A 25,459-nucleotide genomic window follows, 5' to 3' on the forward strand; every position below is an offset into this window, starting at 1 on the left:
TAATGCTTAATATTTATTTAACCGGACTCTCTACACCCGGGTTATGCACCTTATGGGGCTTGGGCATAATAGGGAAGAGCTTAACAAACACGATGTAGCCGAGTATCTCGAAGCTGATAAGCCCGAGGGTGATCATGAACTCGGGGAGTGAGGGGAAATACTTCCACCCCGCACCGGGATCATATCCTATGAGATAAACGTTGAAGCGGTACCATCCCCCACCGATAACCAGCATGATAGCCGCAATGAAAACCATGCGGGGGGAGTTTCTGTACGCCCTCCAGCTGAGGATAAAAGCACCACCGGCTATGAGCAGAAGCTCACCGAGGAACATCCATGAATGGAAATCACCCGCAAAGGCATCCGCAAGGTGGCCTCTGTTGATAAGGTCATAGAACCTCACGCCGAGCCACGCCGCCGCAAGGATGGGGATTATCTTGGATAGCCCCGCTATCTCCCTTGTCTCAAGGTTTCTGCGGAATCCCACACTCGAAAGGGTGGACTCGAAGATAACCATGGAGTAGCCGATGAAGATACAGTTAATGAGGAACAGCAGAGGGAGAAGCCCCGTATGCCACAGAGGGTGCATCTTCGATTCGGCGATAATGAACATGGAGCCGAGGGATGACTGGTGCATGGTGGGGAGTGTAATACCAAGCACTACGAAGAAGATGAGAGCCTTATCAAGCCTGGGGTATATCCATCTCGCTGCCTTCTTAATGGTCATGAAACGCTTCTTCTCGGAGTAGATAAGCCGCTCAAGGAAGGCGGGGGCTATCTCGATGGCGAGAACAAGGGTGTATGTCATAACACAGAGGGCGACCTCGAAAAGAACGGAGTTCGGCTGCCAACGGTTCGGCATGAAGAACCCGTACATGTTCCAGTAACGCCCGAGATCCAGAACAACAGAAAACCCCGCAAGGGAGTATCCGAAGAGGCTTGTTACGATGGCGGAACGGATTAGGGGGTGGTACTTCATGTTGTTCATTATATATACGAGGATCGCAACGGCGTATCCTCCACAGGCAAAGGCTGTGCCTGTGGCAACGTCGTATGTGATCCATATGCCCCACGGGTAGCCGTCCGAAAGGTTTGTTACGGCACCGATTCCCTCAACGAAACGTACTCCGATATAATAGAATCCGATGATAACAACGGCGAGGAGCCCGAAGAAGGCGGGTGTGAAAATCTTCGATCTATGTACAATATATTCGTCATGGTGTCCCATTATTCCTCATCCTCCGATCCGTCGTTCTTCTTCCTGTTTCTTATCGCCACGAATGTGAGCAGAGAGTAAAGAGCCACCGGTGCGATGAAACCTTTGTATATGGTGTGCTGGATATTCTCGCTGAAGGCCGCATAGGAGTGGGTCTCAAGCTCAGGGAAGCCGAGCTGGGCGAAGTTCACCTTCTGAGGTGCGAGGTATATGACGTTTGTTCCGCCTATCTCATGCTCGCCGTAGATCTTCTCCTGATACTTTTCGGGCTCGGTCTCCATCCTCCGCTTCGCCTCGGCTAGGAGATCGCTCCTTTTTCCGAATATGACAGCCTCTGTGGGGCAAACCTCACAACATGCGGGGATCCCCTTCTCCTTAAGGTTTGTGAACTTGCAGAGGTCACATTTAACGATCTTGGGAAATGCCTTGGGCCACTCAAATTTGGGGATAACGAAGGGGCAGGCTATCTGACAGTAACGGCAGCCGATGCACTTATCCTTGTCATAATACACAATCCCCCGCTCATCCTTCATCATTGCGGTTACAGGGCATGCGGAGACACATCCCGGCTTAACGCAGTGCATGCACTGGTGCTTCACATAGGACCATGTTTCCTCATCCTCTTTGTAAAGCTGGATGATGTTTCTGGTGCGGTAATCGAGCTTGCCCGGGGCATCCCACAGCCTGTCCTCATCGTTGGGTGCGGGAACAGCGTCCATGTCGTTAACCCTTTTGCATGCAGCAACGCAGGCCTTACAGCCGACGCATTTTGTGGCATCATAGAACATGCCCACATCGTTCTCACCCAGCTTTACACCTTCGGAGGCAGACGCAGTGGATGCCATAAGCGAAGCCGCTCCCAGACCTGTGAGCTTTAGAAAATCACGGCGGGAACTATTCTTCATCTTCAAGCTCCTTATTGCGTTTGTCCGCATCCTCAAGGTTGTTGGGGAGCTTCTTTGCAACCATGGCGCTGGCACCGAGTGCCGCTCCGGCAACTCCTCCGATAACCGCTGTGGTCACAGGATCTGCACCCTTCTTTTCACCGTTGTCGAGGGTGTCGGGGTAGTGGTCCGGGGGTGTGGGATTATGTATCTGGACTTTGTCGAATATGCTCATATGGAAGGCTAGATCCGGCTCGGTACAGCCTATGCAGGGGTGTCCTACGGATATGGGCCAAACGTTAACATCGTTGAACTTCAGTGTCATGCAGTTTGCAAATGTAGCAGGACCCTTACAACCAAGCTTGTAGAGGCAGTAACCTTCGGAATGGTTCTCGTCGCCGAACTTCTCAGCAAAACGTCCCGCATCGAAATGGGGGCGGCGCTCACAGTGTTCATGGATCTTACGTCCGTAGGCAAACATCGGCCTGTTCATTTTATCAAGCTCGGGGAGCCTGTTGAATGTGAGCAGATTGAGGATTGTGGAAAGGAGGTTATAAGGGCTTGGGGGGCATCCGGGGATGTTTATCACAGCCCTGTCCTTCAATACATCAGAAGCGGGAACGGCTTGCGTGGGGTTAGGATCCGCAGCTGCAACTCCGCCGAAGGAGGCGCATGTCCCTATACTTATGATATGGGCCGCATGCTCGGCGACCTCCTCCAGACTGTCCTTGGCGGTTTTTCCAGCTACCTTGCAGTATATGCCGTTGTCCTTGAGGGGAACGGCGCCCTCTACAATGAGTATATATTTACCGGCATACTCCTCCATGGTTTTGTGGAGAGCCTCTTCTGCCTGATGGCCGGAGCCGGCCATAAGCGTTTCGTGGTAATCGAGGGAGATCATATCGAGTATGAGCGTTGCCACATCGGGGTGGCTGGCACGGATGAGCGATTCGGAACATCCTGTACATTCCTGAAAATGTAGCCATATAACCGGAGGACGGGAATCGGATTCGGCGGCTTCTGCCACCTGGGCCGTCATTGTAAAATCAAGCCCCATCATCGCTGTTGCGGCTGTAACTGTCTTAAGAAAGCTCCGGCGTGATATGCCGGCAAAAAAAAAGCCGTTCTCTAACATATGTATACCTCTGATATAATTACGCCCGCATTTGGGCATAGTGCCATTGCGGATACGCTTTTACGTAACCTTTTCTATTACCGCTGTTTGCACTCTGATGCCGAAATGAGAGTAAAGCCCGCGGGCGGCTTTAAACCTGACCTTCTATCAATAAAGCGGCATTAAATGCCGTAAGGAGAGCCTAACTACATTTTATAAAAGCGTTATCATAGTCTGGCCTAACTTGTTACGAGCATCTGCTTTTATTTATACTTAAATAAAGACAGTGTTTAACTTTTATAGTGCCAACACAAACACCATGACAACGCAAGATAGTGGTCAGACGGACTGACTGAATACTGTATACAATTTAAATATTGCATAAAATTTTTCATGTCAAGGTTAAAATATACCCTACACACCGGGTATACTTACTCCGAAAACAGAACTGTTTTCAGCATTATTTTATATTCCGAAGAAGGCTATAAAATTCACCGATGTATCTGGAGGCTCATTTATTGGTCGAAAATATTTAACACAGGGCTTTTTTGAACGCAAGATTTATTTATAACAGCATTACTATGGATAATTTCCGGTTAATCTACTCGTATACATATACTTTTGAGTTTGTAACTTTTGTTCACCATGGTGCCAACATTGTTTAAATTTTCATCATATTTATGTAGCGTGCCACTGTCTCAGATCACATTCCTGCATCCATGTAGCTGTATATTACTTTGATATTTAGATATTTTAGCACTATCATATCGCACTTATCCTATAACATCATCTTATTACCGTATCAGAGAGATTGTTTTAGAATGTTGTGCTAAATGGCTGTAATAGGTGAGTTTTTCTTCATGTAAATAAAAAAAAATCCGTGCAGACATGGGTTTCTTCATGCCCGCACGGAAATTCGATTACCGGCGCTTTGGAGTATTCTTGTTTATTTATCCGGTATGATCACTGTATGTCACCTACAGGGGTTCGTGACTTTACACCGGTTTTATTGAAGAGGATGCCTCTTCCTCAGATAACTTAGCCTAATATTTCTCTGCTCTCCTTCAGGGCTCCCTCAAGAAGCTTGCCAGCTCCTTTATAGAAGTCCGTTGTGGAGTTTGTTGTCACCTGTTCTACAAAATTGCCCGACCAGACCAGCAGATGCTCATCCAGAAAAGACTTGAGAACCTCGACATACTCTGAAGGGTCTTCACCCTTGTCTACAGCTTCGGTGTACTGCATGCAGAGGAAGTTTACAAATGCGCACTCGTATGCGACATGATCGTCGGGCTCTTTATGAAGGTTATGGATCTTTAGTCCGTATTTTTTATAGTAACCCCTTACATCAAGGGTAGCCTTACCGAACATTGTGCCGTCTCTTTCAAGGTATACCGATTCCCAGGGGGCGGCATAGAGATGTCCGGGGCCTATGAAAAGCTTGTTGAAATTATGTCTGATAGCCTCGTAGCTCTCTTTGTTTTCTATGGAGGATTTTATAAGGGCAACGCCCTCATTTGATTCCTCGCTCTCCATAAGAGGCCACTCGTCAAACAGCTCTGCGGAACCGGCGAGTTCTTCTATGAACTCTTCTTCCGGCAGTTCGCTGAAAAGTTTATACATAAAGCTGAAGGCAACGGACATCCTAATCATATCCGTGTACATTTCAGTCTGTTTTTTTGACCCTGTCATATATTTGTCTCCCGAAAGCATATAAAACAGCCGCAGGGGACACGCTCCCCTGCGGCTGAATCTAAATTATTAAAGAACCTCTTCGGGGTTCACATGCTCGAATCCCTTACCGGAATCGCTGTGGAGCTTGTAAACCACATTAGGCTCAGTTGTGGAGGGGAATGCTGCAGTTGCCTGAACATTTCCGTACTTCGCCTTGAGGTTTTCGATGGTATCGAAATCAAGAGCTCTTGAGGGACATGCCTTAACGCATGAGGGTGAAGGAGTTCCTGATTCTGTTTTTTCGTCCGTACACATGATGCACTTCTTCATGTTCTTGCTCTCATAGTCGTACGTGGGTGCGCTGTAGGGGCATGAATTCTTGCATGCGAAGCATGAGATACACTTGGATGTATCCATAACAACCACGCCGTCGCTCTCTCTTATGGAGTAAACGGAGGCGGGGCATGCGTTGAGGCATGCGGGGTTATCGCACTGGTTGCACGCCATGGAGACATAGAAGGTGAATACGTCGTTGGTGAATCCACCGTAAGCATCGGTTCCCCATCCGCCGCCGGCAAACTCATAAACCTTACGGAACATTTCACCGTCCGCTAGATTCTGTCTGTCCTTACAGGCATTCATACAGGCCTTGCAGCCTGTGCAATGCTGTGTATCGATGTAAAATCCGTATTGAGTACTCATTATATCCCTCCAGATTATCCGATTTTCTTAACGTTTGCGAGAATACTGTGCTGGCAGTTACCTTTAGACACGGGGCCGGGTCTAAGGCTGGTGAGTGCGTTTACGCAGCCGCCATAGTCCAGCACATCCTTGCTTCCGATCTTGGAAGAATCGTATCCTTCGGAGTGCTCCAGGTTGTTGTTAAACCACTTTCCTTCGGGGTTGTACCATGCACCCTGAGGAATAGAGATAACACCGGGCATGATCCTGGAGGTTACCTTTGCAGGAATGCGAACCCTTCCGAGCTCGTTGTAAACCTCAATAAGATCGCCGTGCTTAATGCCGAGATCAGCCGCATCCTTGGTATTCACCCATGCAGTCTGGGGGCTGGCTTCCCTGTTCCATGAGCAGTTCTGATAAGTAGAGTGGGTTCTCTGCTTAAAGTGGTGCCCGATGATCTGGAAGGGGTATGTGCTTCTCGCGGGGTCGCCGTAGCCTCTGTATGCATCATAGTACTGGGGCAGAGGAGTGATCTGGTCGAGACCGTCATCATACTCTGCGGGGAACTGCCACTGATGGCTGAGGTTGTACAGACGCTTACTGAAGATCTCAAACTTTCCAGAGGGGGTTGATACACTGTTGTTCTGAGGATCTTCAACGAAGGACTTATATGCAACGCTGGGTGTTGCCGAGGCGTCGTACTTCTTAACGAGTCCCTGAGCGTGGGCTTTCTCATAGGTGTCAAGGCCGTTGGCCGCTGTGAAAACACCCTGATCGCCGTAAGACTCAAGGCCCTTGTTGAAGAGATACTCAAGCCACTCGTCCTGGGTTTTGCCTTCTGTATATTCCTGCTCAATGCCGAGCTTCGCTGCGATCTTGCTCATCATCTCATAGATGGTGATGCACTCGAAGGGGGGCTCAACTGCCTTGTTCTGGAATACGAGTGAGGCTGTGTTACCACCGCTGTTGCCGGAGACGTCGTTCTGCTCCCAGTTTGTACAGTCGGGGAGGAGATAGTCTGCAACCATTGCGGAGGGTGTGAAGTAGTTATCGATGTTTACGATGCACTCACATTTAGTATCGTCTTTATAGATCTCAAGCATCTTGTTGATATCACCGTGCTGGTTAAGCATACAGTTACCGGCGTAGTTCCAGATGAACTTGATGGGATTCTTAAGAGCCTCATCGGGACTGTCGAAGCCTCTAACACCCCAGGTTCTGCCTGTCATAACAGTATGGTCTACAATGGCCTGATACCAAGTGTAGTTTGAGATCTGCTGCTTAACATCGTTACCGGGGAATGTGCTGGACCATCCGGGGAAGCTGAGTCCTACGGATGCTGCGCCCTCTCTTGCAGAGGAACCGCCGCCGGTGATACCGATGTTCTTTGTAAGTATGGTCATAAGACCGATGGCTCTGGTGTTGTTTCCACCGAGGGAGTGACGCTGGGGTCCCCATCCCTGAATAACCATAGCGGGGGATTCTTCCATGAGCCTCTTGGCAAAGCTCTTAATGAGGCTTACGGAAACACCGGTAACAGCTGCAGCCCATTCGGGTGTCTTAGCTGTGCCGTCGGGTCCGTCGCCAAGGATATATGCTTTGTATGAGCTGTTTACGGGAACTGCAGGCTCTGTACCGTCGCTGTCTCCCCAGTTGGGGTCGTATGCGGGGGGGAAGTAACCTTCGCCAACTTCCTTGATACCTGACATGGAAGCTTCATCCCAGCCCACTGCACGCTCAGCAAGCCATGCTTCGTCCACAAGGCCTTCCTGATAGAGGTAGTATGCCATACCGGCAACGAGTGCGGAGTCTGTACCGGGACGAACGGGTACCCAGTCAGCATCCAGAGCAACTGCCGTATCTGTGTAATGGGGGTCTACCACTACTACCTTGAGGTTGGGGTTTTGCTCCTTAGCCTTCTGAAGGTGGTATGTGAAGTGGCGTCCAGCACCCATACGGGTATTGGCAGGGTTGTTACCCCAGAGAACCACAAGGTTTGAGTTCACTGCATCTGTGATAGTGTTGTTGCTCCATGAGGAGCCCTCAATGAGACAGAGTGCCGCTGTTATCTGTGAAGTTGAATAGTCGGAATAGTGCTGAAGCCATCCGCCCCAAAGGTTATGAAGCCTTGCAATGGGGGATGCCGCAGGGGGCCATGAATCGGAGAACTTCGCATCGATAGTACCCGTAGCATACTGAATATAGAAGGCATCGGGACCATAGTTTGACTTAACTTCCTGCATCTTTGCGGAGATTTCGTTTATCGCCTGCTCCCATGATATCCTCTCGTACTTGCCTTCACCTCTAATGGATCCTGCAACACGCTTCATGGGGTATTTAAGTCTATCAGGGTGATAGATACGCTGGCGGACAGAGCGTCCTCTCACACATGAGCGGAACTGATAGTTTGTACCATACTCGCCGTACTCATCGGGGCTGTCGCTGTCGGTTTCCACACGAACAACAACTCCGTCCTTAACATAAAGCTTAAGGGGGCAGTTACTTCCGCAGTTAACGTTACAGCCATTCCAAACAGCCTTATCGTACTCGAATGTTTCCTGCGGTGCTACTCCGCCGCCTGTGCTGCCGCCGTCATCATCATCGTCGCTTCCGAATGCACCGCAACCCACTGATGCTGCTGCACCAAGCATTGCGCTCCATTTCATGAATGAACGTCTTGAGATCTGAAGGGCGTTTTTAATCTTGTCCTTCTCAGACACTGTCATGCTACACCTCCAAAGCGTATAGTCGTCTATAAACTCTTATTCAGCCGAAAGAATAAAAAAGATAGCCTTCGGCTTCATCCCTGCCCCAGTTAATATGTCCTTCTGCGGTTCATTATATACCGAAGAACGGACCTATAAGCTCTGTGGACTTCCGGGGTTTTTCCTGCTTGCGCTGTTTTGTTATAAATATATGATGTCAAAGTTTTTTTACCTTGAGCAAGGAGAGTTCGGCGGATTGCTGAATAAATAAAACCGGTCATCTTAGTCTCCCATCCCGGCTGAATACCCTGATATATTTGGATGGTATCCTATCCGGCGATGGTTGTAAGTTAACACTGTTCAAGTAAAGAGAAGGTAAAGAGGGTGTAAAAAAATACGACTTTTTATACTTGTTTTTTCTGGATTAATAACGTGTTACGAGGGCACGTTGTGTGTAATAGGACTCATTATCCTCTAATAGTGAACTCCTACACAGTATTCATATATAAGCATAAATAAAGTATACATAAACAGTCCGCTACTCCTTATTAAGGATTATATACCTGTAAAGCGAGTCGATCTCATGGGGGCTAAGCCCCGCATGTGACTGCATAGATGTAAGAATACCGTACCACTGCCTTTTAGAATATCTGCCAAGCGAAACCGCACGATGGCATGAGCCGCATTTTTCGTAATAAAGATCCTCATACTGCATCGTTGCATCCTGAAAAGTGCTCGACAGATCGGCCTTTTTGATGGTTCCGTAAACAGCAACACGTATAAAACCGTTCCTCACTTCACCTGTGGGTGAGAAGGAGGAGTAATCCATTATCCTGCCGTTAACGATCTCCTCGGAGGGAGAGGCGTACAGGGTCGGTTCACCTTTTTTAACCCAGCTTTTTACAGCACCGTTTTCGTATACCGCACCAAACCGGATGAATGCAACCTCATTGCCAGCAACATACATCACAGTATCCCTTCTCACATAGTTTCGAACACCCGCAACGGCTGTAACGGAAATAAGAACTATCAGAACCAAAAGCCCCCTTTTCATCTCTCCTCCCCCTTATTACCTGGAGTACGAACCACAGGAGGGTCGTAGGCATCATGAGCATTCGGTTTTTCCCTAAGCTTCCTGATATTTACAAGAGTACTGTTGGCAGCGCAAGCCTGGGAAAGATTGGAGCTGGGAACCGAAGTGGTGAGAACGTTTACATCACCGGAAAGGCACCTTGATTTAATCACACCAGGCTTCTCCGGAGCAAACCACGCTCCCTCATCCACACGAATCACCCTCTCTCTGACGCTATCTGTGATCATGACACCACAAACTATCGAGCCCCGCTCGTTGTAAATCTCAACCAGATCACCATTGTCTACCCCAAGCTCCTTAGCATCCAGGGGATTTATACTCATAGGCTCACGATTGTCAATCTTGTATCTATTTCTTATTGATAGGTTATCCATCTGGGAATGAAGCCTGTACTTCGGGTGTATGGACATAAGATGAAAGGGATACTCCTTCGCCTTTTCCGAACCGAGCCATTCATCGGGCGCATACCATTTGGCGTGACCCGCACAGTCGTCGTAGCCGAAACTTGCTATCTTCTCTGAAAAAATCTCGATCTTTCCGGAGGCTGTATAAAGCGGGCTTCTCTGGGGATCCTCCCTGAAGTCCTCGAACCTTATAAAATTCTTGCGCTCCTCCGGTATCTCAAACTCAACGTACCCTTTATTCCAGAATTCCTCGAAGGATGTATCCTTAACTGTGCTTGTGAAGCTCCAGCGGATCCAGTCCATCTGGGTTCTTCCCTTGGTGAACTTGTCACGAAAGCCCAGCCGGTCGGAAAGCTCAGTAAGGATCCAGTAATCATCCATAGCCTCATGCTGTCTTTTCATGAGCTTTTTCATCGCATAGATATACTTAACATTCTTGTCAAAGGTTATATCGTTCCTTTCGAAGGTTGTTGTGGCAGGAAGTACTATATCAGAATATTTGGCGGAAGAGGTCCACATAATTTCATGGGCGACGATGGTATCAACACGTCTGAGCCCTTCGAGAAGCTCATTAATATTCTGATGATGGGTAAGGACATTGGCTCCCATGGAATAGATCATCCGCACATCGGGGTAGGTTATGCGGCTCCCGTTGAACTTGATTGTTCTGCCCGGATTGTTCAGCATCTCACCGACCCGGGAAGCGGGTATCGCCTTCTGAACCGGGTTTCGCCCCTGGGATACACTTCTGGGAATCGGATGCCCCGTTGAGGGTATACCCCTCTTGCCAAACTGGAATCCTCCCCCCGGCTCACCTATCTGCCCGAGCATGCATGCAAGGTTCACAAGCATCCAATGGAACTGCTCACCGTACTGGGAACGCTGGGGTCCGTAGTGGCTCCGCAAAAGGGTTTTATTATTAGAGAAGAGTCTGGCAAGTTCACGTATCTTTCCCGCACTGATACCGCATATCTCCGCAGCCCATTCCGGTGTTTTCTCCGCCTCGCCGTTCTTTCCCATCAGGTATTCTTCAAAATGATCGAAGCCAACCGTGTATCTCTCTATGAAGCCACGATCGTATAAACCTTTACGGTAAAGCTCGTTGCATATACCCAGCATCAGGGCTGTATCCGTATTCGGACGAACAGATATCCATTCTGCGCCAACCTCTTTGGCGGTTTCGGTATATACAGGATCTATGCAGATAAAACGCTTGCCAGCCTCCTTTAGCCTTTTGAGCCACCTGTCATAGCAGTCATTGGGAACGGCATAGTCTATGCGGAATGTCTTTGCCGGGTCAGCACCCCAGAGGACAATTATATCCGTGTCTTTCAGGATAACCTCGTGGGATGTCTGGGTATGGTATAGCTCAATACTGCCGAGAATGTAGGGCATGAGATGGGTTGCCGCACCTGCGGAATAGTCTCCTATGGTGTCTGTGAATCCGCCGAAGAGACCGAGAAAACGCCCCTGAAGCATATCCGGCCTGCCGATAACACCCGGATGAGCCCAGCCTGCGAAGGATGTACGGAATATAGATTCGCTTCCATATTCCTTCTTAACACCCTTCAGCTTCTCCGCAACCAGATCGAGTGCGGTTTTCCAGTCTACCCGGATAAACTCCTCCGAGCCTCTGAGGTAGTTATTACCCGTTCCGTCAAGATAGCTTTTGCGAACACATGGATAACGCACACGCCCCGGAGAGTAAGCATACTCCACAAGGCTTTCGAGCATTTCTGTGGGGGGGAACACATCCTTGAAAGGCTCAACACTACGAAAGACCCCACCCTCGGTGACACCCGCAAAAGGGCCGAAGTGGGTAGCATGTATATGACGCAGGGCTTCCTCGGAGGCAAAAAGTTTCTCCGGTCCCAGCGTTCCGGCTGCTGCTGTAGCCGCTGTAAGCTTCATAAAATCTCGTCTGCTTATTCTACTCACTAAGAACTCCTACATTACAAATAAACAAACAGCCTTATTCAGGCTGTTCTTATCTAACAGATTCACAGGCAAGCCAAGGTTAAATGCTGTTTATTTTTATAAGATCCAGCTCCTTGGCACTGCATGTACAGCGTTCTTTCTGATTAAAACAGATAACAACCTTCGTACCCTCACCCTTGCGGGAATCTATGAGGAAATGCCAGCCCATGTTGTTGCAAAGCCTTCTCACAATGGATATTCCAAACCCGAAGCCATCCGCATGATATCTACCCTTGCCGTCCCTCAGCTTCTCCAGATCAGCACGGTCTATCCCTCCACCTGTATCCTCAACACGAAGGCAGGACTCAAGGATGCGAACTCGAACCTTGCCGCTCTGGGTATATGTGAAGGCGTTACGTAAAAGGTTGGATAGAAGGATGCTCATTATCTGGGGCGCCACGGGGAGCATCTGCCTATCCTCCTCCTCTATAACCACTTCCACAGGCTTGCCCTGCAGGAGGTATTCGTGATCCTCGATAACTTCCCGGGCCACCGTTACGGTCTCTATACCGATCCCCTCTTCACTGTGCACCTCATGGCGAGAAAGCCAAAGGAATGAGGTTATGAGATGTTCCATCTTCATGGTGGAGCGCTTTATCCGCCCTATAATTCTGTTCAGCTTTTCGTCCTGAACCGCATCTGAATGCTCAAGGAGCTCTATGGCTCCCTTGATGGTGGTGACAGGGGTTCTGAGCTCATGGGAGGCATCCCTGGCGAAGGATTTTTCACGCTCCACAGATGCCTTCATGCCGTTAATCGACTGCTCCAGAGTGCTTGCGAGGAACCCCACTTCGTCATCGGAGAATCTTGAAGACAAATTCTCCGGCAGCTCTCTGCCATCCCCCGATTGTCTCACCATTCTGGTAAGCTTAACCACCGGGGATATAGCCTTGTGGGCTGTAATAAATCCAAGAAGAAGCCCAAAACCTATGATGGGAAGGATTACTATGATAAGGGTTCTTCTCAGCGACATCAGTGATTCACGACCGGTGTTGAAGCGGGTGACATTGTAGAGCATATAAAACCGTTCACCATCGGGCAGGTTCTTAAGGGTCAGGTGGTAATCCTGCTTATCGTGCTCGAGGTAGTAGTTCCCCGGAGTAGCCATGCCGTATTCCTTCTCCACCCATTCAGGAAGGAGATCATCACCGTAATATACTGTTACAAAGGGTGAAGACGGGATATTGAAGTTATATGCATTGGACACCGGGGCAACATCGGAGACGGCATGCTCACGCATATAATACTCCGCCTCAAGCTCTATCCTTTTTCGTATTGAACGTTTTTCGTTGAGATGCGTGGCAAGGATAACACCCCCCACAACCATCGAGCTGAGAAGGATACTGAATCCGATAAAAACAAGGATGATCCTTGTCCTCAGCCCGGACCGGAAAGGCATTAGTCCACCGCCTCAATCTTATAGCCCCGCCCCCTTATGGTTACAAGCATGTTGATACTGAAAGGCTTATCAACCAGCTGGCGCAGAGTGTAGAAATGCACCTTGAGGGAATCGCTGTCCGGAGGTGTCTCCCCCCAGATGGCATACTCGAGATCCCCTTTGGAGACTATACCGGGGTGGGCCTCCATGAGGTTTTTAAGTATCTGGTAGCATACGGGGGGAAGGTCTATAAACTTGCCGTCACGTATCACAGTCCCTTTTCTGGGATCAAGGCTCAGACCTCCGATCTGGAATATCTCGGCAACGCTCTGCTTTGCCCTGCGCACCAGAGCCTCTATCCTTGCCTTTAGCTCTGCCAGCTCGAAGGGTTTCGGAAGATAGTCATCTGTGCCCGACTCAAAGCCCTCAAGCTTGTCGGTGAGCATCGTCCGGGCTGTGAGCATTATCACAGGTATATTCAGCCTCATCTGCCTTCGAAGTATTCGGCATACCTCAAAGCCATCAATACCGGGGAGGTTTATGTCCAGGACAACGGCATCGTATTTGTTCGCATGGGCGAACTCCACGGCGGATTCACCGTTCATGGCATAGTCCACTGACCAGTCCGCAAACTCCAGATAATCTATAACGTTCTCTGCGAGGTCAACATCATCCTCAACAAGGAGTATTCTCATTTTGCACACCTTTGTAATAAAATATTATTGAGTGGTTAATTAGAAAATATTAGCAAGAGGATTGGATAACACAATATATTTCTTATTAAAAGATTCACATCCATGTTCATCTGTTCCTCTTTTTATCAATCTACTATATATTTAACCAAGCTGATATTATACATCATCAATCGTAACTATCCATAATTCAACCCTGCTTCACAGTTATAAAGCCATCCCAGAGAAGTTTACGGTTGAAACAAAAAAAGACAGGGGAGGCACAGGTTTACTGGAGGCTGAACAAGCTAGAACAGTTTGATTAACCCCGAAACTGAGAGATATTCTGTAGTCTTACCAGTAAAAAAGGGGCTGAACAACTCAACCCCTTCTCGAACTAACTTGCTATCAACTGTATGTCAGGTAAGCCCTATGGAGTTAAACCTTCCTTCGAGACACTCCGTTGAAGTGTTGAACTTGTTCACCATCTCATTAAGATTCGACGATTCATCCTTTATGTTATGGATACCGGCGGTCAGGTTTTTCATCGAGACCACGTTTGACTCAACACCGGCTGAGATAGCATTGATATTCTCAGTAACCAGACGGATAGCATCATTCTGCTCTGTTACTGCTATGGTAATCTGGTTATTGGCATCGGTGATCTCGCTCACCGCAACAACAATCCCGTTAAAGAGTTCGTTGGCCTCACCTATAACCTTAACACCGTTATCCACAGTCAGTTCCGACTTATGCATCTCACTGCTGGCACTTTCGGTTTCTTTCTGAACACTGGAGACTATTTCGTTTATCTGGGAGGTTGCACCCTGTGTTCTTTCCGCCAGCTTTCGAACCTCATCGGCAACAACCGCAAACCCTCTTCCCGCCTCACCGGCCCTTGCTGCCTCAATGGCGGCATTAAGGGCGAGGAGGTTTGTCTGGTCTGCAATATCGTTTATCACTCTTATAATGTCCCCTATCTCTGCCGAGGATGCACTCAAGCCTTCAATAATCTTGGCCAACGAAGCTGCCTGTGTTTTGATGGTAGTTATACTTTCAACAACCTCGTTAAGGCTTTCCATTCCTTTCTGGGTCTGATCGTTTGCACTTTCTGTAACAGATGTCGCATTTTCAACGTTCATGAGAACGCCGTCCGCTGTGGAATTCATCTTCTCCATTGCGCTTGCAATCTCTGTTATCTGCTGTGCCTGCTCGGTGAAAGTGCCGGAGATCTCCTCCGCCACCACAGTAAGCTCATCACAACTGTCATCAAGTTTTTCCGAGTTTTCTTTTATGTTGTGAATAATATTATGGATCGTATCGATAAAGGCGTTTGTGAGCTGGCAAAGCCTGACAATCTCATCGACACTAAGCTCCTCTTTTGTTTTTGCCCCCCTTCCTGTCTGCTGTTTTGAGAGCATAACACGCTTGGTAAGGTCCGCATCTCCGGAAACCAGATCGCTCATCACCTCTGTCAGAAGCCTCAACCTCTTTCCGATTATCTGCTGAATCATAAAGAGCATAATTGCTACCAGCAGGACAGTAAGCCCGAGTGCTGTCATGTAAAGGATATTGCGCATACTGATAGCGGAGGCCATAGCCTCTGCATAGTCGATCTCTGCAATAATGCCCCAGTTGAGGCCAAGTATACTCAGCGGTGCATACGAACTAAGCACCTCTACACCTCTATAGTCGGGAATAACCTGAGAGCCCGATTCCCCCGCAAGTGCCTTCCGGGTGGAATCAGTCTTGATCTTAAGCACGCCTATCGTTGTCCCAAGCTTCTGCACAATACTCTCTTTGATATCAGCGAGGAAACGGCTGTTGTTTCTCATACCGTTGTCCCCTCCCACAAGATAACATTCACCCGATTCACCAAGACCTGCCTTCTGATAATGGCCGCCAAAGCTCATTATATTGTTTATCGTATCAATAGACATCTGCATGATCATAACGCCGGCAATCTCTCCTCCGATATAAACCGGTGTTGAGATAAAGGATGCGGGCAGGTTATAGCTCGGCTCATATGATTTGAAATCATCCAGAAAGACATCGCCGTCCTTCAGTTTCATCGCCTTTCTGAAAGCCTCTCCTATTCCTGTATCGGCATAGGGGCCGTTAAAAAGGTTTGTGGCGAAATCCTTCTCCTTAAAAACGGTGTATATCAAATCCCCCTTTGTGTTAACGAGAAAAATATCATAAAGGCTAAACTGCTCCAGAAGTGTCCTGAAAGCCTTATGGTAATATGCATGATCCTTCGTGTATTCGGCATCAACCCCTTCAACTTCCACGAGGTTATGCTTTTCACCGATTTTTTCCGGGTTACCCACTATATAAAGATACTGTGCTACAGCTGCATTAGGGTCAGTCGGCAGGTATGCGGAGGTACTTCTTCTCTGGGCGGAATCAGGCACGTCATAATTTACGTCCTTCAGGTACAGCTGTTCAAAATGTTTTACCGCATCGGATCTGACAGCTTCCGGCTCTATACCGGTTTCCTGCTGGAGTGTGTAAAATGATTTATCAAACCTCTCCATTGCTGTGGAAACCTGTGTACTGGAAGCAGAGGCAACTATTAAGCTGGCTATTGTATCGAAGTAATCCTCAATATGCCCGCTCTTTGACTCCCTTACAGCATCAAGCTGATCAAGCTTACTTTGCATAAGCGATGAAAAGGACTTGTTTGCAGAAACAGTTGCAATAAGAAGACCCAAAACTAGAAGACCTATACAGGTGATAATCAAAAGCCTTGCTCTTATAGATATTTTGCTGAACATGGCAACCTCCAATGTTTGTCTAATAAAAAGTATACACCTGTTTTCTGCTTAAAGCTTATTAATACAAACTATTCTTAACTACATATATTAACATTTGTGCAGCCCTCCTTCTTCTGTTTATCGGCTGCATACCTCTGCATATGGGGATCTATGATGTCTTAATCCCCCAAGAGGCTAAAGTAATCGTGCAAAGTGGATTACAGGCTGGACTGCCAAAATGGGTAGGAGGTTGCAATAATCATTAGAGCTCTCTTTCCAGACAAACCTATAAGATCTTTGTTGTTCCTGCTCATTTTTAGACAGGGTGAGTGAAGGTGTCTCTTTAGTCTGAATGGAAGGATGTTATAGGGAGTGGCCCTATGTTAAATAACAGGATGCTGAACTTCGTATATACATGAATACAAATGGAAGAGATTTAAGCAAAAAAGGGGCTGAACAAGTCAGGCCAATGTGCTGATAACTTTCACATGTTTGAACAAAAAATCCAGTTTTATACACAAAAAAAGGGGCTGAACAAGTCAGCCCCTTCTTGGTAGTGCCGAGAGCGAGACTCGAACTCGCACACGGTTTAACCCGCACAGGATCCTTAGTCCTGCGTGTCTACCAATTCCACCACCTCGGCTTGGGAGAATCTTTATATTGACTTTTCAGAGAAATGTCAACACTTAAAAGCACATTTTTTTTCATTTTTTTCGACAGATGCTTAGACCGCCTCACAGCGGCTTATTTCATATTGGATTTCAGAAAAGGTGCGTACTTCTTATCCACCTTGATTATGTGGTTCTTGACCCAATCCTGCAGAAAGCTGAGGAGGTTAAAACCGATAACCTCACGTCCGCTTTCATAGTTCTCCATAAACTCCATAACCTTGGACTTAAGACTCTCATGAACGTCCCTGTGGGTATGGGCGTCTGGATACCCGTGTTTACGGAAAGCCTCTTCTTCGGAATCGAAATGGTAAACGGTATACTCTACAAGCTCGTTAAGTGTCTTTTCAAGGGCTTTTTTATCCTGCCCTTTCTGGATCCCGTCGTACAGCTCATTGATGATGCTGATAAGTTTCTTGTGCTGATCATCAAACTGCTTTATCCCCGTCTCGAGCTCACTACTCCATTTCATAAAGGTATCATCGGCACCTTTGCGGAAGTAGGATATGCTGCTTGTGAGCCCGGAGGTGACAGAAAGAAGGTTCTCACCCGCACTCTGGGATTCATGGGCCATATGCGTAATGTTCTCGGACATATTGGCGATCTCCAGCGTACTGTTGGAAACCTCGCTGAGAGCCAGAGTCTGTTCCTCCATGGAGCGGACGATTCCATCTATCTGCCCAGCGATGTCATTGATATTAATGGAAATAGCCTCTATGGCCTCCACTGATTCATCCGAATGCTCTATCCCCTCGTCAACGGCATGGACACCCGCCTGCACAGTCTCGAAAACATTGTTTATCCTACCCTGAAGCTCCTTGATAACCTCTCCGATTCGCTTGGTTGAATCGGTGGTCTTTGTGGCAAGCTTCCTTACTTCATCGGCCACAACGGCAAAGCCTCTGCCGTGCTCGCCAGCCCTTGCCGCCTCAATAGCTGCATTAAGGGCTAGGAGGTTTGTCTGGTCTGCGATGTCGTTAATGGAAACAACAATATGCCCGATCTCCTCGGACTGCTTCATAACCTGCTCCACAACCTCGGAAATCGAGCTGATATTACTCGATATATCCTGCATGCTCTCTTTATTCTTATCGATAACAGTCTTACCCTGCTCCACCCTATCGTTGCAACTGCTAACACTGTCGAGTGAGTTTTTACAGGTATCCAGAACAGAGTTGCTCGTGGAGGAGAGCTCCTCGGTGGCGCTTGAAACGGTGCTTACGTTATCGTTGATAACGTTTATCTGTCCGTTAATCTCATTATTTACGTTTGTAAGGTTTTCAGCCAACGAACTGATATTCTTGGATGCGAAGAAGAAATCGGCGATTGTACCCTCCATCTTCCCTAGAAAAGAGTTCATAGTTTCTGCCAGATGCGCCATCTCACCCCTGCAGTCGCCGTTTACCCGGCTTCCCAGTTCGCCAGACTCGGCATTCTTAAGCGCTCCGGAGAGGCTTTTAACCCCGCATGTCTTCTCCCTCATCATAAAATAGGGGATAAAAAAGGCTAAAAGGATACCAAAGATTATGCAGGCTACGGAGAATGTGATACCGGAGCCGGCTAGATCGTGGGCAAGCCTGATGGATGACTCTCCCCCTTCTGAAATGATCTCCTGAAACTTAAGATAGTTTCTGATGCCCATGAAAGATGATGTCAAAAGCGGAATTGAGATTAATAAAACTACAAGTGTGAACCGTAAGCTTAGTCTCATAACATTTACCTATAATAGAATATTTGTCATTGATGAATGCGATGAATATTATCCGATAAAAAGATAAAACTTTCAATAATTATTACTAGTTAATATGGAGGATTTACGAATTTAATAATTATCGCATGAATATATCAGCAAACCTTTCAGAAAAGGTTATATAGTTGTAATGCTCTGTGACAGCGGAGAAATCCTTGATACAACCTACAATAGAATCCACATCGCCGGGCTCGAAGATGTTCTGTTCAGGGAATATCTCCGGTATAACTCCTGTTCTACTGCCGATTACAGGCACGCCGCATGCCATCATCTCCATACCTACCCTGCATATCGCCTCGGAGCCGAGGGACGGGATTGCGCCAAGGTCCATGGCACTGATAAGGGCGGGCACATCATCCCTGCGCCCTGTGAAGAAGGCGTGTTCCGTCATGTTATGCTCTATGAGAATGCGGCGTATATCCTCCTCGGTTGTTACAGCATCGAAGCCTGCTATCATAAGCTTGATGTCATGCCTCCCCCCTTTTATAAGCTCTGAGCACGCCTTTATGAGGCTCTCATGCCCTTTAACGGGATCGAAGCGACCGAGTATACCTATAACAAAGTCCGACTCTTTCAGCCCGAACTCACCCCTCACACGCTCCCCTCCCGAACCGTCTCGCCGGAAGTAGTCTGTGTCCACACCGCCGAAGAGAACGGATACTTTGTTCTCGGGCACTCTAAGTCCGTCCGTATGGACATCCTTCATGAATTCGCCACTGGTTACTATGTGGTCCACAGCGTTATTATAGAGCCATCTGTTCAGGGGGTTAATACCGGGGGTTCTTCTGTCCCCCCGAACACGGACAAGCTTCCATGTTGGCTTTGTGCGGTAGCGGAGATGAGTGAAGTACCAGAACATCTCCCCCCGGTGGCAGACGATTACATCGGGGCGGTATTCCTTTATATACTTATTAATACGGCGTATCGAGTCTGGAACAATAAGGGGTGAGGAGCTGTTTAAGCGGGCCTCGTAGGTTACGAGACCCGCATTGTCGGACTTTTTAACAGGGGGGGAATCGGGCAGCCCAAGAACCGCCGCATCATGGCCCAGTTTTTCAAGGCCAAGGCAGAGCATATGGGCATACCATGCGGTGGCGTTGAACCACCTCACATTTACTACATGCAGAAAACGCATCTGCCTTTAGTCGGCCTGATTCCTCAGGTAGGCAGGGATATCGTACTCGTCCTCGTTGTAGTCGCCAACGGACTTGAGAGAGGCATCCTTCTGCTTTATCTTGTTCACCTTATTCTTAAAGCTGACAGCCTGCTCGTTCTGCTTCCCTACTATGTTGTCTACCTCGCCGCTCTTCTTGCGGTCCTTAGCTTTGCCGAGCCCTGTGGCAACAACGGTAACCTTGATGGTTCCCTCGTAGTTATCATCGACAACAACACCCTTGTAGATGGCTGCGTTGTCCCCTGCGCTGTCGTGAATCTTGGTGGCGATGGTCTGCACCTCGAACATCTTGAGGTCGGAGCCTCCGGTGATGTTCACGAGGATTCCCTCCGCACCGTTTATGCTGACATCCGCAAGAAGGGGTGACTTGAGTGCCTTGTCGGCGGCCTCAATGTCTCTGTTTTCTCCGGATGCCTCGCCGATACCCATAAGGGACATACCCTTGGCCTCCATAATGGAGCGTACATCGGCGAAATCTACGTTGATATATCCGTTGCCGTTTATGGCGTCGCTTATACCCTGAACACCCTGACGCAGAACGTCATCGGCGAACTTGAACGCCTCGGCAAACTGTGTGGTCTCCTTGCACTGCTCAAGGATCCTGTCGTTGGGCACAACGATGAATGTATCGATATGCTCCTTAAGGAATTTTATTCCCTGGTCAGCGAAGTCGAGCCTTCTTCTTCCTTCCCATGTGAAGGGGCGGCATACAACAGCCACTGTGAGAGCACCTAAGCCCTTGGCCACATTGGCAATAACGGGAGCCGCACCGGTTCCTGTTCCACCACCCATTCCGGCGGCTATGAAGACGAGGTCCGCACCCTTAAGCTGTGCTTCGATGGCCTCCATATCTTCAATGGCCGCTTTTTTTCCTACTTCGGGCATCCCGCCCGCTCCGAGCCCCTTTGTCAGGGTGGTTCCGAGCTGGATCTTATTGGGAGCCTTATTGCTCGCAAGAGCCTGCTGATCGGTATTTGCGGCGATGAAATCAACGCCTTCGATACCGTGGTTTATCATATTGTTTACGGCATTGCCTCCGGCTCCGCCGACTCCGATCACCTTTATGACCGCACCTTGTTTGATGTCTTCGAATTCAAACATATGTTAATACCCCCGTGTTAATATACTTTTAGAAGAATTCACTCATCCAGCCCTTCATCCTTGTGAAGATGTTGCCGAATACCTTGTCCTCACCACCGCGGGAAATCTTCTGACCACCTTTACCCTTCTTTGCAGAATATATAGCAAGTCCTACACCAGTAGAGAATCTGGGGTCCATGACCACGTCGGTAAGTCCGCCGATGTTAATCGGTCTACCCACCCTCACGGGCAGGTCAAAAACTTCGGAGGCGAGTTCCTCAATACCTTCAAAGTTGCTGAAACCGCCTGTTACAACAACACCCGCACCCATAAGCTCGAGGAGTTTGTGCTTTTGAAGCTCACCCTTGAACATATGGAACACTTCCTCTGCCCTGGCCTGGAGGATCTGGGTAAATACAGGCTTGCCCACCCTTCTGGGAGGCCTTCCCCCCACTGTGGGCACATCTACAAACTCATCGTCGGACACCAGAGGCATCCAGACGCATCCGTGTTCTTTCTTGAGATCCTCCGCCTCGGACTCGGGCGTGCTGAGACCGATGGAGAGATCCTTGGTAAAATGATTACCGCCTATCTGCAGAACAGCTGTGTGGAAAACCGCACCCTGCTTATAAACGGCCATGTCGCATGTTCCGCCGCCGCCGTCTATGAGGCAGACGCCGATCTCCTTCTCATCCTCGCTGAGAACCGCCTGGGATGATGCAAACTGCTCAAGTATCACATCATCAACCACGATTCCCGCCTTTTCGCAGCACTTTATAATGTTCTGCGCCGAGGATACGGCTCCGGTTACGATATGTACATCCGCCTCAAGGCGTACTCCGTTCATTCCGACGGGATCCTTTATCTCGGTCTGGCCGTCGAGGATGAACTGCTGGGGTATAACATCCAGAACCTCTTCACCAAGCTGCATGTTGTATGCAGAGGCGGACTCGATAACCCTGTCCACATCCTGCTTGGTGACCTCTGAGCTCTTTACTGCGATGGTTCCCCTTTTATTGAAACTCTTTATATGACCGCTAGCGAGACCTGCGGTAACTGTTTTCACTTCAATCCCGGACATGCGCTGTGCTTCCACAAGGGCCTTCTTAATGGAGTCCACAGTGGCTTCGATATTCACCACCACACCCCTTCTGATCCCCTTTGAGGGCACATTGCCTATGCCGAGGATATCTATGCTGTCGTCCTCGTTCTTTCTGGCAACGACCACGCAAATTTTTGTGGTTCCCATATCCAGTCCGACATAGATGTTATCCAGAGACATTCATCACCCCGTTTACATAAATTTTGCCCGGCAGCCTCATATCGACATACTCGATCCTCTTGTACCGCTGTTTAATGAGCCGGGTATAGACCTCCAGCCTCTGCGGAAGCCCTTCTCCATCGTAACCGCATTTAATCTCAACCCCGTCGAGCTCGAGGGTGAAATAGAGCGGCTTCAGTATAATATTACCCTTTCTCAGGGTTTCTAAACTGTCATACATCTGCAGGAAGGAGCTGAACTCCTCATCGGAGACATCCTTCCACCTGTAAACCTCATCCCCCTTACACTCTGCGGGGATTTCGGAACCGGAGGCTGTTGCTGTGTAACACCTGTCGTACATCTCAACCTGCGCCACCGGCCTCTCTTCGAAGACCTCAACCTCGATGCTGTCGGGAAAAACCTTCCTGAGTTCAAGCTTCTCCACCCAGGGATCCTCGGGCCTGCTTACTGTGTCGGCGAGGCTGAAGATGTTCTTTCCCACCAGCTCCTCGGCGAAGGAGTCTATCTTCTCCCTGTCCGCCTGGATAATGCCCTGCACGCCTACGTGCTTCACATTAAAATAGCCGCTGGCCCGGATCATCCCCACAGCCTCCATGGCCGCCCATACAGCACCGGCTGTGAGAGCTCCTATGAGTGCTATCAGAAAGAGGATCCTTATTACCCTGGCGAGCTTCTTCATTATCTCTCCAATGCACCCTTAACCATTGCGGTTATCATTTCATCAAAGCTGATTCCCGCTTTATCCGCCGCCTTGGGCAGAAGGGATGTTTCAGTCATCCCGGGGAGCGTGTTTGCCTCAAGGGCATAGGGGGTTTCACCGTCCCAGATAAAATCCACCCTGCCGTAATCCCTGCATCCGAGGGCTTTGAAGGCATCAGCCGCGTATTCTTTAACCTGTTTCTCTTCCTGCTCGCTGAGTCCGGTTTCAAAATTGTACTCCGTCTTACCCTTCGTGTACTTCGACTCGTAGTCGTAAAAACCGGACAAAGGATTTATCCATATAATCGGCAGAGATTTAGATTCCAATATACCTACCGTAAGTTCTTTTCCTTTTATGTACCGTTCAACAAAAACCCTGTCGTCGTGGCGGAAGGCTTCCTCCACCGCCGTCCGGTAGTCCTTTTCCTCTTTAACAATGCCTATCCCTATGGTGGAGCCCTGCCTGGAGGGCTTTACAACACAGGGGAGGAAGGGGGCTTCAGCCGAATCCCTATCTATAACAACGTATTCCGCAGACGGAATGCCGCTTCTTTCAAAGACCATCTTTGTTAAAAGCTTATCAAAAGCCACTGCGCTTGAAAAACTGTCCGAACCAGCATAGGGGATGCCCATAAGCTCTAGAAGACCCTGTATGCGTCCATCTTCGCCGTAGGTTCCATGGAGAACGCTGAGAACGGCATCGGGTCTGTTCTTTTCAAGCTCTGCGGCGAGGTTCCTGTCTGCATCAAGGAGGCGGATATTCCTGAAACCCGCACTCTGCAATCCTCTGTAAACAGCCTCTCCACTCTTTAGCGATACATCCCTCTCCGAGGATATACCGCCGTAGAGCAGTGTAATACGCTTATCTAACACTACGCTTCCTCTCTACCATCGCCGAAAGTTCTATGGAGAACCTTGTTATGCTTCCCGCTCCGAGGGTGAGTATCACAGTATCCTCACACCCGTTCTCCTCGAAGTATTTATAAACATCCTCGAATTCACTTATATAATGAGCGTTTTTAAAACCGTGCTCCTTAATCCCCTTAACCATCTCCTCGGATGTTACCCCCTCGATGGGCTCCTCGCTGGCGGCATATATGTCGGTAACAAAGAGCTCGTCCGCATCCATGAAGCATGATGTGAAGTCCTTCATCAGCGCCGCAGTTCTGGAATATCTGTGGGGCTGAAATACGGCCACAATCTTTCTGTCACCGTAGGCCTCATGCACCGCACGGAGGGTTGTGCGTATCTCTGTGGGGTGGTGCCCGTAATCATCCATAACCGTACAGCAACCGTCGTCAAAACGGACTGTAAGCCTGCGCTGTACACCGGAAAACTCCTCAAGGGCGGCCTTTGCGACCCTGAATGGGACATCGAACTCCGATGCAACGGCTATGGCAGCCAGGGCATTCAGCACGTTGTGCTCTCCGGGGAAGCCGAGCTTCACCCTACCCTTCTTCTCACCCTTGATAACCACATCAAAGCTTATGCTGAAGCCGTCTTTGCGTATATTCTCACCACGCACATCCGCCTGCGCCTTAATGCCGTAAGTGAGAAAACGCTTCTCAAGCCTAGGGATTATGTCCACAGTGTTGTCATCGTCAACACAGACAACCGCAAGGCCAAAGAAGGGTATCTTCGCTGCAAAGTCCACAAATGCGTTTTTAACATCATCCAGAGAGCTGTAGGCATCGGGGTGCTCATAGTCTATATTCGTAATAATCGCTATGGAAGGAGCCATCATAAGAAAGCTTCTGTCGCTCTCATCCGCCTCTGCAATAACGATATGCCCCTTACCGAAGGCCGCATTGGAATCGCCTCTGTTGAGGATTCCGCCCACTATGATTGTGGGATCAAGCTCCGCACGGTTAAAGATCTCCGCCACCATGGAGGTGGTAGTGGTTTTACCGTGACTTCCCGATACGGCTATGGAGAACTTCATCCGCATGAGCTCGGCAAGCATCTCCCCCCGCTTTATCACAGGTATATAGTTGTCCCTCGCATAAACGAGCTCGGGGTTGTCTTCCTTCACAGCTGAGGAGTAAACCACAACATGGGCCCCCTCGGCATTCTCCGCTCTGTGTCCCACAAAAACATCTATTCCCAGATCACGCAGTCTGAGGACGTTCCCCCCCTCTGCAATATCCGATCCGGTTACATGGTATCCGATGGATTTAAGTACCTCGGCGATACCGCTCATACCTATTCCGCCGATTCCCACAAAATGGATGTTTCTGACCTTACCAAACATTTCAG

18 protein-coding genes and 1 tRNA gene are annotated in these 25,459 nt (G+C 48.8%); all 19 read right to left on the minus strand.

Annotated elements, in window-relative coordinates:
* Nucleotides 1–13: 13 nt before the first annotated feature.
* The gene (hybB, locus tag K300_RS15625; protein WP_022851984.1) at nt 14–1,228 is read right to left on the minus strand and encodes a Ni/Fe-hydrogenase cytochrome b subunit; all 1,215 of its coding nucleotides are present in this window, start codon (nt 1,226–1,228) and stop codon (nt 14–16) included.
* A complete protein-coding gene (hybA, locus tag K300_RS0112345) occupies nt 1,228–2,121 on the minus strand; it encodes a hydrogenase 2 operon protein HybA (protein ID WP_022851985.1) in 894 nt (297 codons plus the stop codon). Before hybA ends, hybB begins: the two co-directional genes overlap by 1 nt.
* Entirely contained in the window at nt 2,111–3,235 is a 1,125-nt protein-coding gene (locus tag K300_RS0112350; protein WP_022851986.1) for a hydrogenase small subunit, read from the minus strand. Before K300_RS0112350 ends, hybA begins: the two co-directional genes overlap by 11 nt.
* Before the next feature lie 1,017 nt (nt 3,236–4,252).
* Nucleotides 4,253–4,903: a TorD/DmsD family molecular chaperone gene (locus K300_RS0112355; RefSeq protein ID WP_022851987.1), complete on the minus strand. Its 651-nt coding sequence runs from the start codon at nt 4,901–4,903 to the stop codon at nt 4,253–4,255.
* Between the two features lie 69 nt (nt 4,904–4,972).
* On the minus strand, nt 4,973–5,587 hold the full coding sequence (locus tag K300_RS0112360) for a 4Fe-4S dicluster domain-containing protein (protein WP_022851988.1): 615 nt from the start codon (nt 5,585–5,587) through the stop codon (nt 4,973–4,975).
* Nucleotides 5,588–5,601: 14 nt separating this feature from the next.
* Nucleotides 5,602–8,292, minus strand: coding sequence for a DMSO/selenate family reductase complex A subunit (locus K300_RS0112365; protein WP_022851989.1), 2,691 nt, complete (start codon nt 8,290–8,292; stop codon nt 5,602–5,604).
* Nucleotides 8,293–8,809: 517 nt separating this feature from the next.
* Nucleotides 8,810–9,325 (minus strand): hypothetical protein, encoded by a 516-nt coding sequence (locus K300_RS0112370; protein ID WP_022851990.1) that lies wholly within the window; start codon nt 9,323–9,325, stop codon nt 8,810–8,812.
* Nucleotides 9,322–11,706 (minus strand): molybdopterin-dependent oxidoreductase, encoded by a 2,385-nt coding sequence (locus tag K300_RS0112375; protein WP_022851991.1) that lies wholly within the window; start codon nt 11,704–11,706, stop codon nt 9,322–9,324. Before K300_RS0112375 ends, K300_RS0112370 begins: the two co-directional genes overlap by 4 nt.
* 79 nt (nt 11,707–11,785) lie before the next feature.
* The gene (locus K300_RS0112380; protein WP_022851992.1) at nt 11,786–13,144 is read right to left on the minus strand and encodes a sensor histidine kinase; all 1,359 of its coding nucleotides are present in this window, start codon (nt 13,142–13,144) and stop codon (nt 11,786–11,788) included.
* A complete protein-coding gene (locus K300_RS0112385) occupies nt 13,144–13,818 on the minus strand; it encodes a response regulator transcription factor (RefSeq protein ID WP_022851993.1) in 675 nt (224 codons plus the stop codon). The genes K300_RS0112380 and K300_RS0112385 overlap by 1 nt, the downstream gene beginning before the upstream one ends.
* Nucleotides 13,819–14,213: 395 nt before the next feature.
* Nucleotides 14,214–16,571, minus strand: a complete 2,358-nt coding sequence (locus K300_RS0112390; RefSeq protein WP_022851994.1) for a methyl-accepting chemotaxis protein — start codon at nt 16,569–16,571, stop codon at nt 14,214–14,216.
* A gap of 536 nt (nt 16,572–17,107) precedes the next feature.
* Nucleotides 17,108–17,193, minus strand: a tRNA-Leu gene (locus K300_RS0112395).
* 101 nt (nt 17,194–17,294) lie between these two features.
* Complete coding sequence (locus tag K300_RS16395; protein WP_022851995.1) at nt 17,295–18,860, minus strand: bacteriohemerythrin; 1,566 nt, start codon at nt 18,858–18,860, stop codon at nt 17,295–17,297.
* Nucleotides 18,861–19,047: 187 nt separating this feature from the next.
* On the minus strand, nt 19,048–20,103 hold the full coding sequence (locus tag K300_RS15635) for a glycosyltransferase (RefSeq protein ID WP_022851997.1): 1,056 nt from the start codon (nt 20,101–20,103) through the stop codon (nt 19,048–19,050).
* Nucleotides 20,104–20,109: 6 nt separating this feature from the next.
* Nucleotides 20,110–21,243 (minus strand): cell division protein FtsZ, encoded by a 1,134-nt coding sequence (gene ftsZ / locus K300_RS0112415; protein WP_022851998.1) that lies wholly within the window; start codon nt 21,241–21,243, stop codon nt 20,110–20,112.
* Between the two features lie 28 nt (nt 21,244–21,271).
* Nucleotides 21,272–22,504, minus strand: a complete 1,233-nt coding sequence (gene ftsA, locus K300_RS0112420) for a cell division protein FtsA (RefSeq protein ID WP_022851999.1) — start codon at nt 22,502–22,504, stop codon at nt 21,272–21,274.
* Nucleotides 22,491–23,183 (minus strand): cell division protein FtsQ/DivIB, encoded by a 693-nt coding sequence (locus K300_RS0112425; protein ID WP_022852000.1) that lies wholly within the window; start codon nt 23,181–23,183, stop codon nt 22,491–22,493. The genes ftsA and K300_RS0112425 overlap by 14 nt, the downstream gene beginning before the upstream one ends.
* Nucleotides 23,183–24,076 (minus strand): D-alanine--D-alanine ligase, encoded by an 894-nt coding sequence (locus K300_RS0112430; protein WP_022852001.1) that lies wholly within the window; start codon nt 24,074–24,076, stop codon nt 23,183–23,185. The genes K300_RS0112425 and K300_RS0112430 overlap by 1 nt, the downstream gene beginning before the upstream one ends.
* Nucleotides 24,066–25,454, minus strand: a complete 1,389-nt coding sequence (gene murC / locus K300_RS0112435; protein WP_026836455.1) for a UDP-N-acetylmuramate--L-alanine ligase — start codon at nt 25,452–25,454, stop codon at nt 24,066–24,068. Before murC ends, K300_RS0112430 begins: the two co-directional genes overlap by 11 nt.
* Nucleotides 25,455–25,459 lie beyond the last annotated feature (5 nt).

The organism is Limisalsivibrio acetivorans (genome assembly GCF_000421105.1).
Lineage (GTDB): Bacteria > Chrysiogenota > Deferribacteres > Deferribacterales > Geovibrionaceae > Limisalsivibrio > Limisalsivibrio acetivorans.

What these genes read in the sequence shown, in the direction of transcription:
- ftsZ (WP_022851998.1), bottom strand. Translation starts at nt 21,243, where the DNA reads ATGTTTGAATTCGAAGACATCAAACAAGGTGCGGTCATAAAGGTGATC.
- K300_RS0112390 (WP_022851994.1), bottom strand. Translation starts at nt 16,571, where the DNA reads ATGTTCAGCAAAATATCTATAAGAGCAAGGCTTTTGATTATCACCTGT.
- K300_RS16395 (WP_022851995.1), bottom strand. Translation starts at nt 18,860, where the DNA reads ATGGGCATCAGAAACTATCTTAAGTTTCAGGAGATCATTTCAGAAGGG.
- murC (WP_026836455.1), bottom strand. Translation starts at nt 25,454, where the DNA reads ATGTTTGGTAAGGTCAGAAACATCCATTTTGTGGGAATCGGCGGAATA.
- hybB (WP_022851984.1), bottom strand. Translation starts at nt 1,228, where the DNA reads ATGGGACACCATGACGAATATATTGTACATAGATCGAAGATTTTCACA.
- K300_RS0112350 (WP_022851986.1), bottom strand. Translation starts at nt 3,235, where the DNA reads ATGTTAGAGAACGGCTTTTTTTTTGCCGGCATATCACGCCGGAGCTTT.
- K300_RS0112355 (WP_022851987.1), bottom strand. Translation starts at nt 4,903, where the DNA reads ATGACAGGGTCAAAAAAACAGACTGAAATGTACACGGATATGATTAGG.
- K300_RS15635 (WP_022851997.1), bottom strand. Translation starts at nt 20,103, where the DNA reads ATGCGTTTTCTGCATGTAGTAAATGTGAGGTGGTTCAACGCCACCGCA.
- K300_RS0112380 (WP_022851992.1), bottom strand. Translation starts at nt 13,144, where the DNA reads ATGCCTTTCCGGTCCGGGCTGAGGACAAGGATCATCCTTGTTTTTATC.
- hybA (WP_022851985.1), bottom strand. Translation starts at nt 2,121, where the DNA reads ATGAAGAATAGTTCCCGCCGTGATTTTCTAAAGCTCACAGGTCTGGGA.
- K300_RS0112385 (WP_022851993.1), bottom strand. Translation starts at nt 13,818, where the DNA reads ATGAGAATACTCCTTGTTGAGGATGATGTTGACCTCGCAGAGAACGTT.
- K300_RS0112360 (WP_022851988.1), bottom strand. Translation starts at nt 5,587, where the DNA reads ATGAGTACTCAATACGGATTTTACATCGATACACAGCATTGCACAGGC.
- K300_RS0112365 (WP_022851989.1), bottom strand. Translation starts at nt 8,292, where the DNA reads ATGACAGTGTCTGAGAAGGACAAGATTAAAAACGCCCTTCAGATCTCA.
- ftsA (WP_022851999.1), bottom strand. Translation starts at nt 22,504, where the DNA reads ATGTCTCTGGATAACATCTATGTCGGACTGGATATGGGAACCACAAAA.
- K300_RS0112370 (WP_022851990.1), bottom strand. Translation starts at nt 9,325, where the DNA reads ATGAAAAGGGGGCTTTTGGTTCTGATAGTTCTTATTTCCGTTACAGCC.
- K300_RS0112425 (WP_022852000.1), bottom strand. Translation starts at nt 23,183, where the DNA reads ATGAAGAAGCTCGCCAGGGTAATAAGGATCCTCTTTCTGATAGCACTC.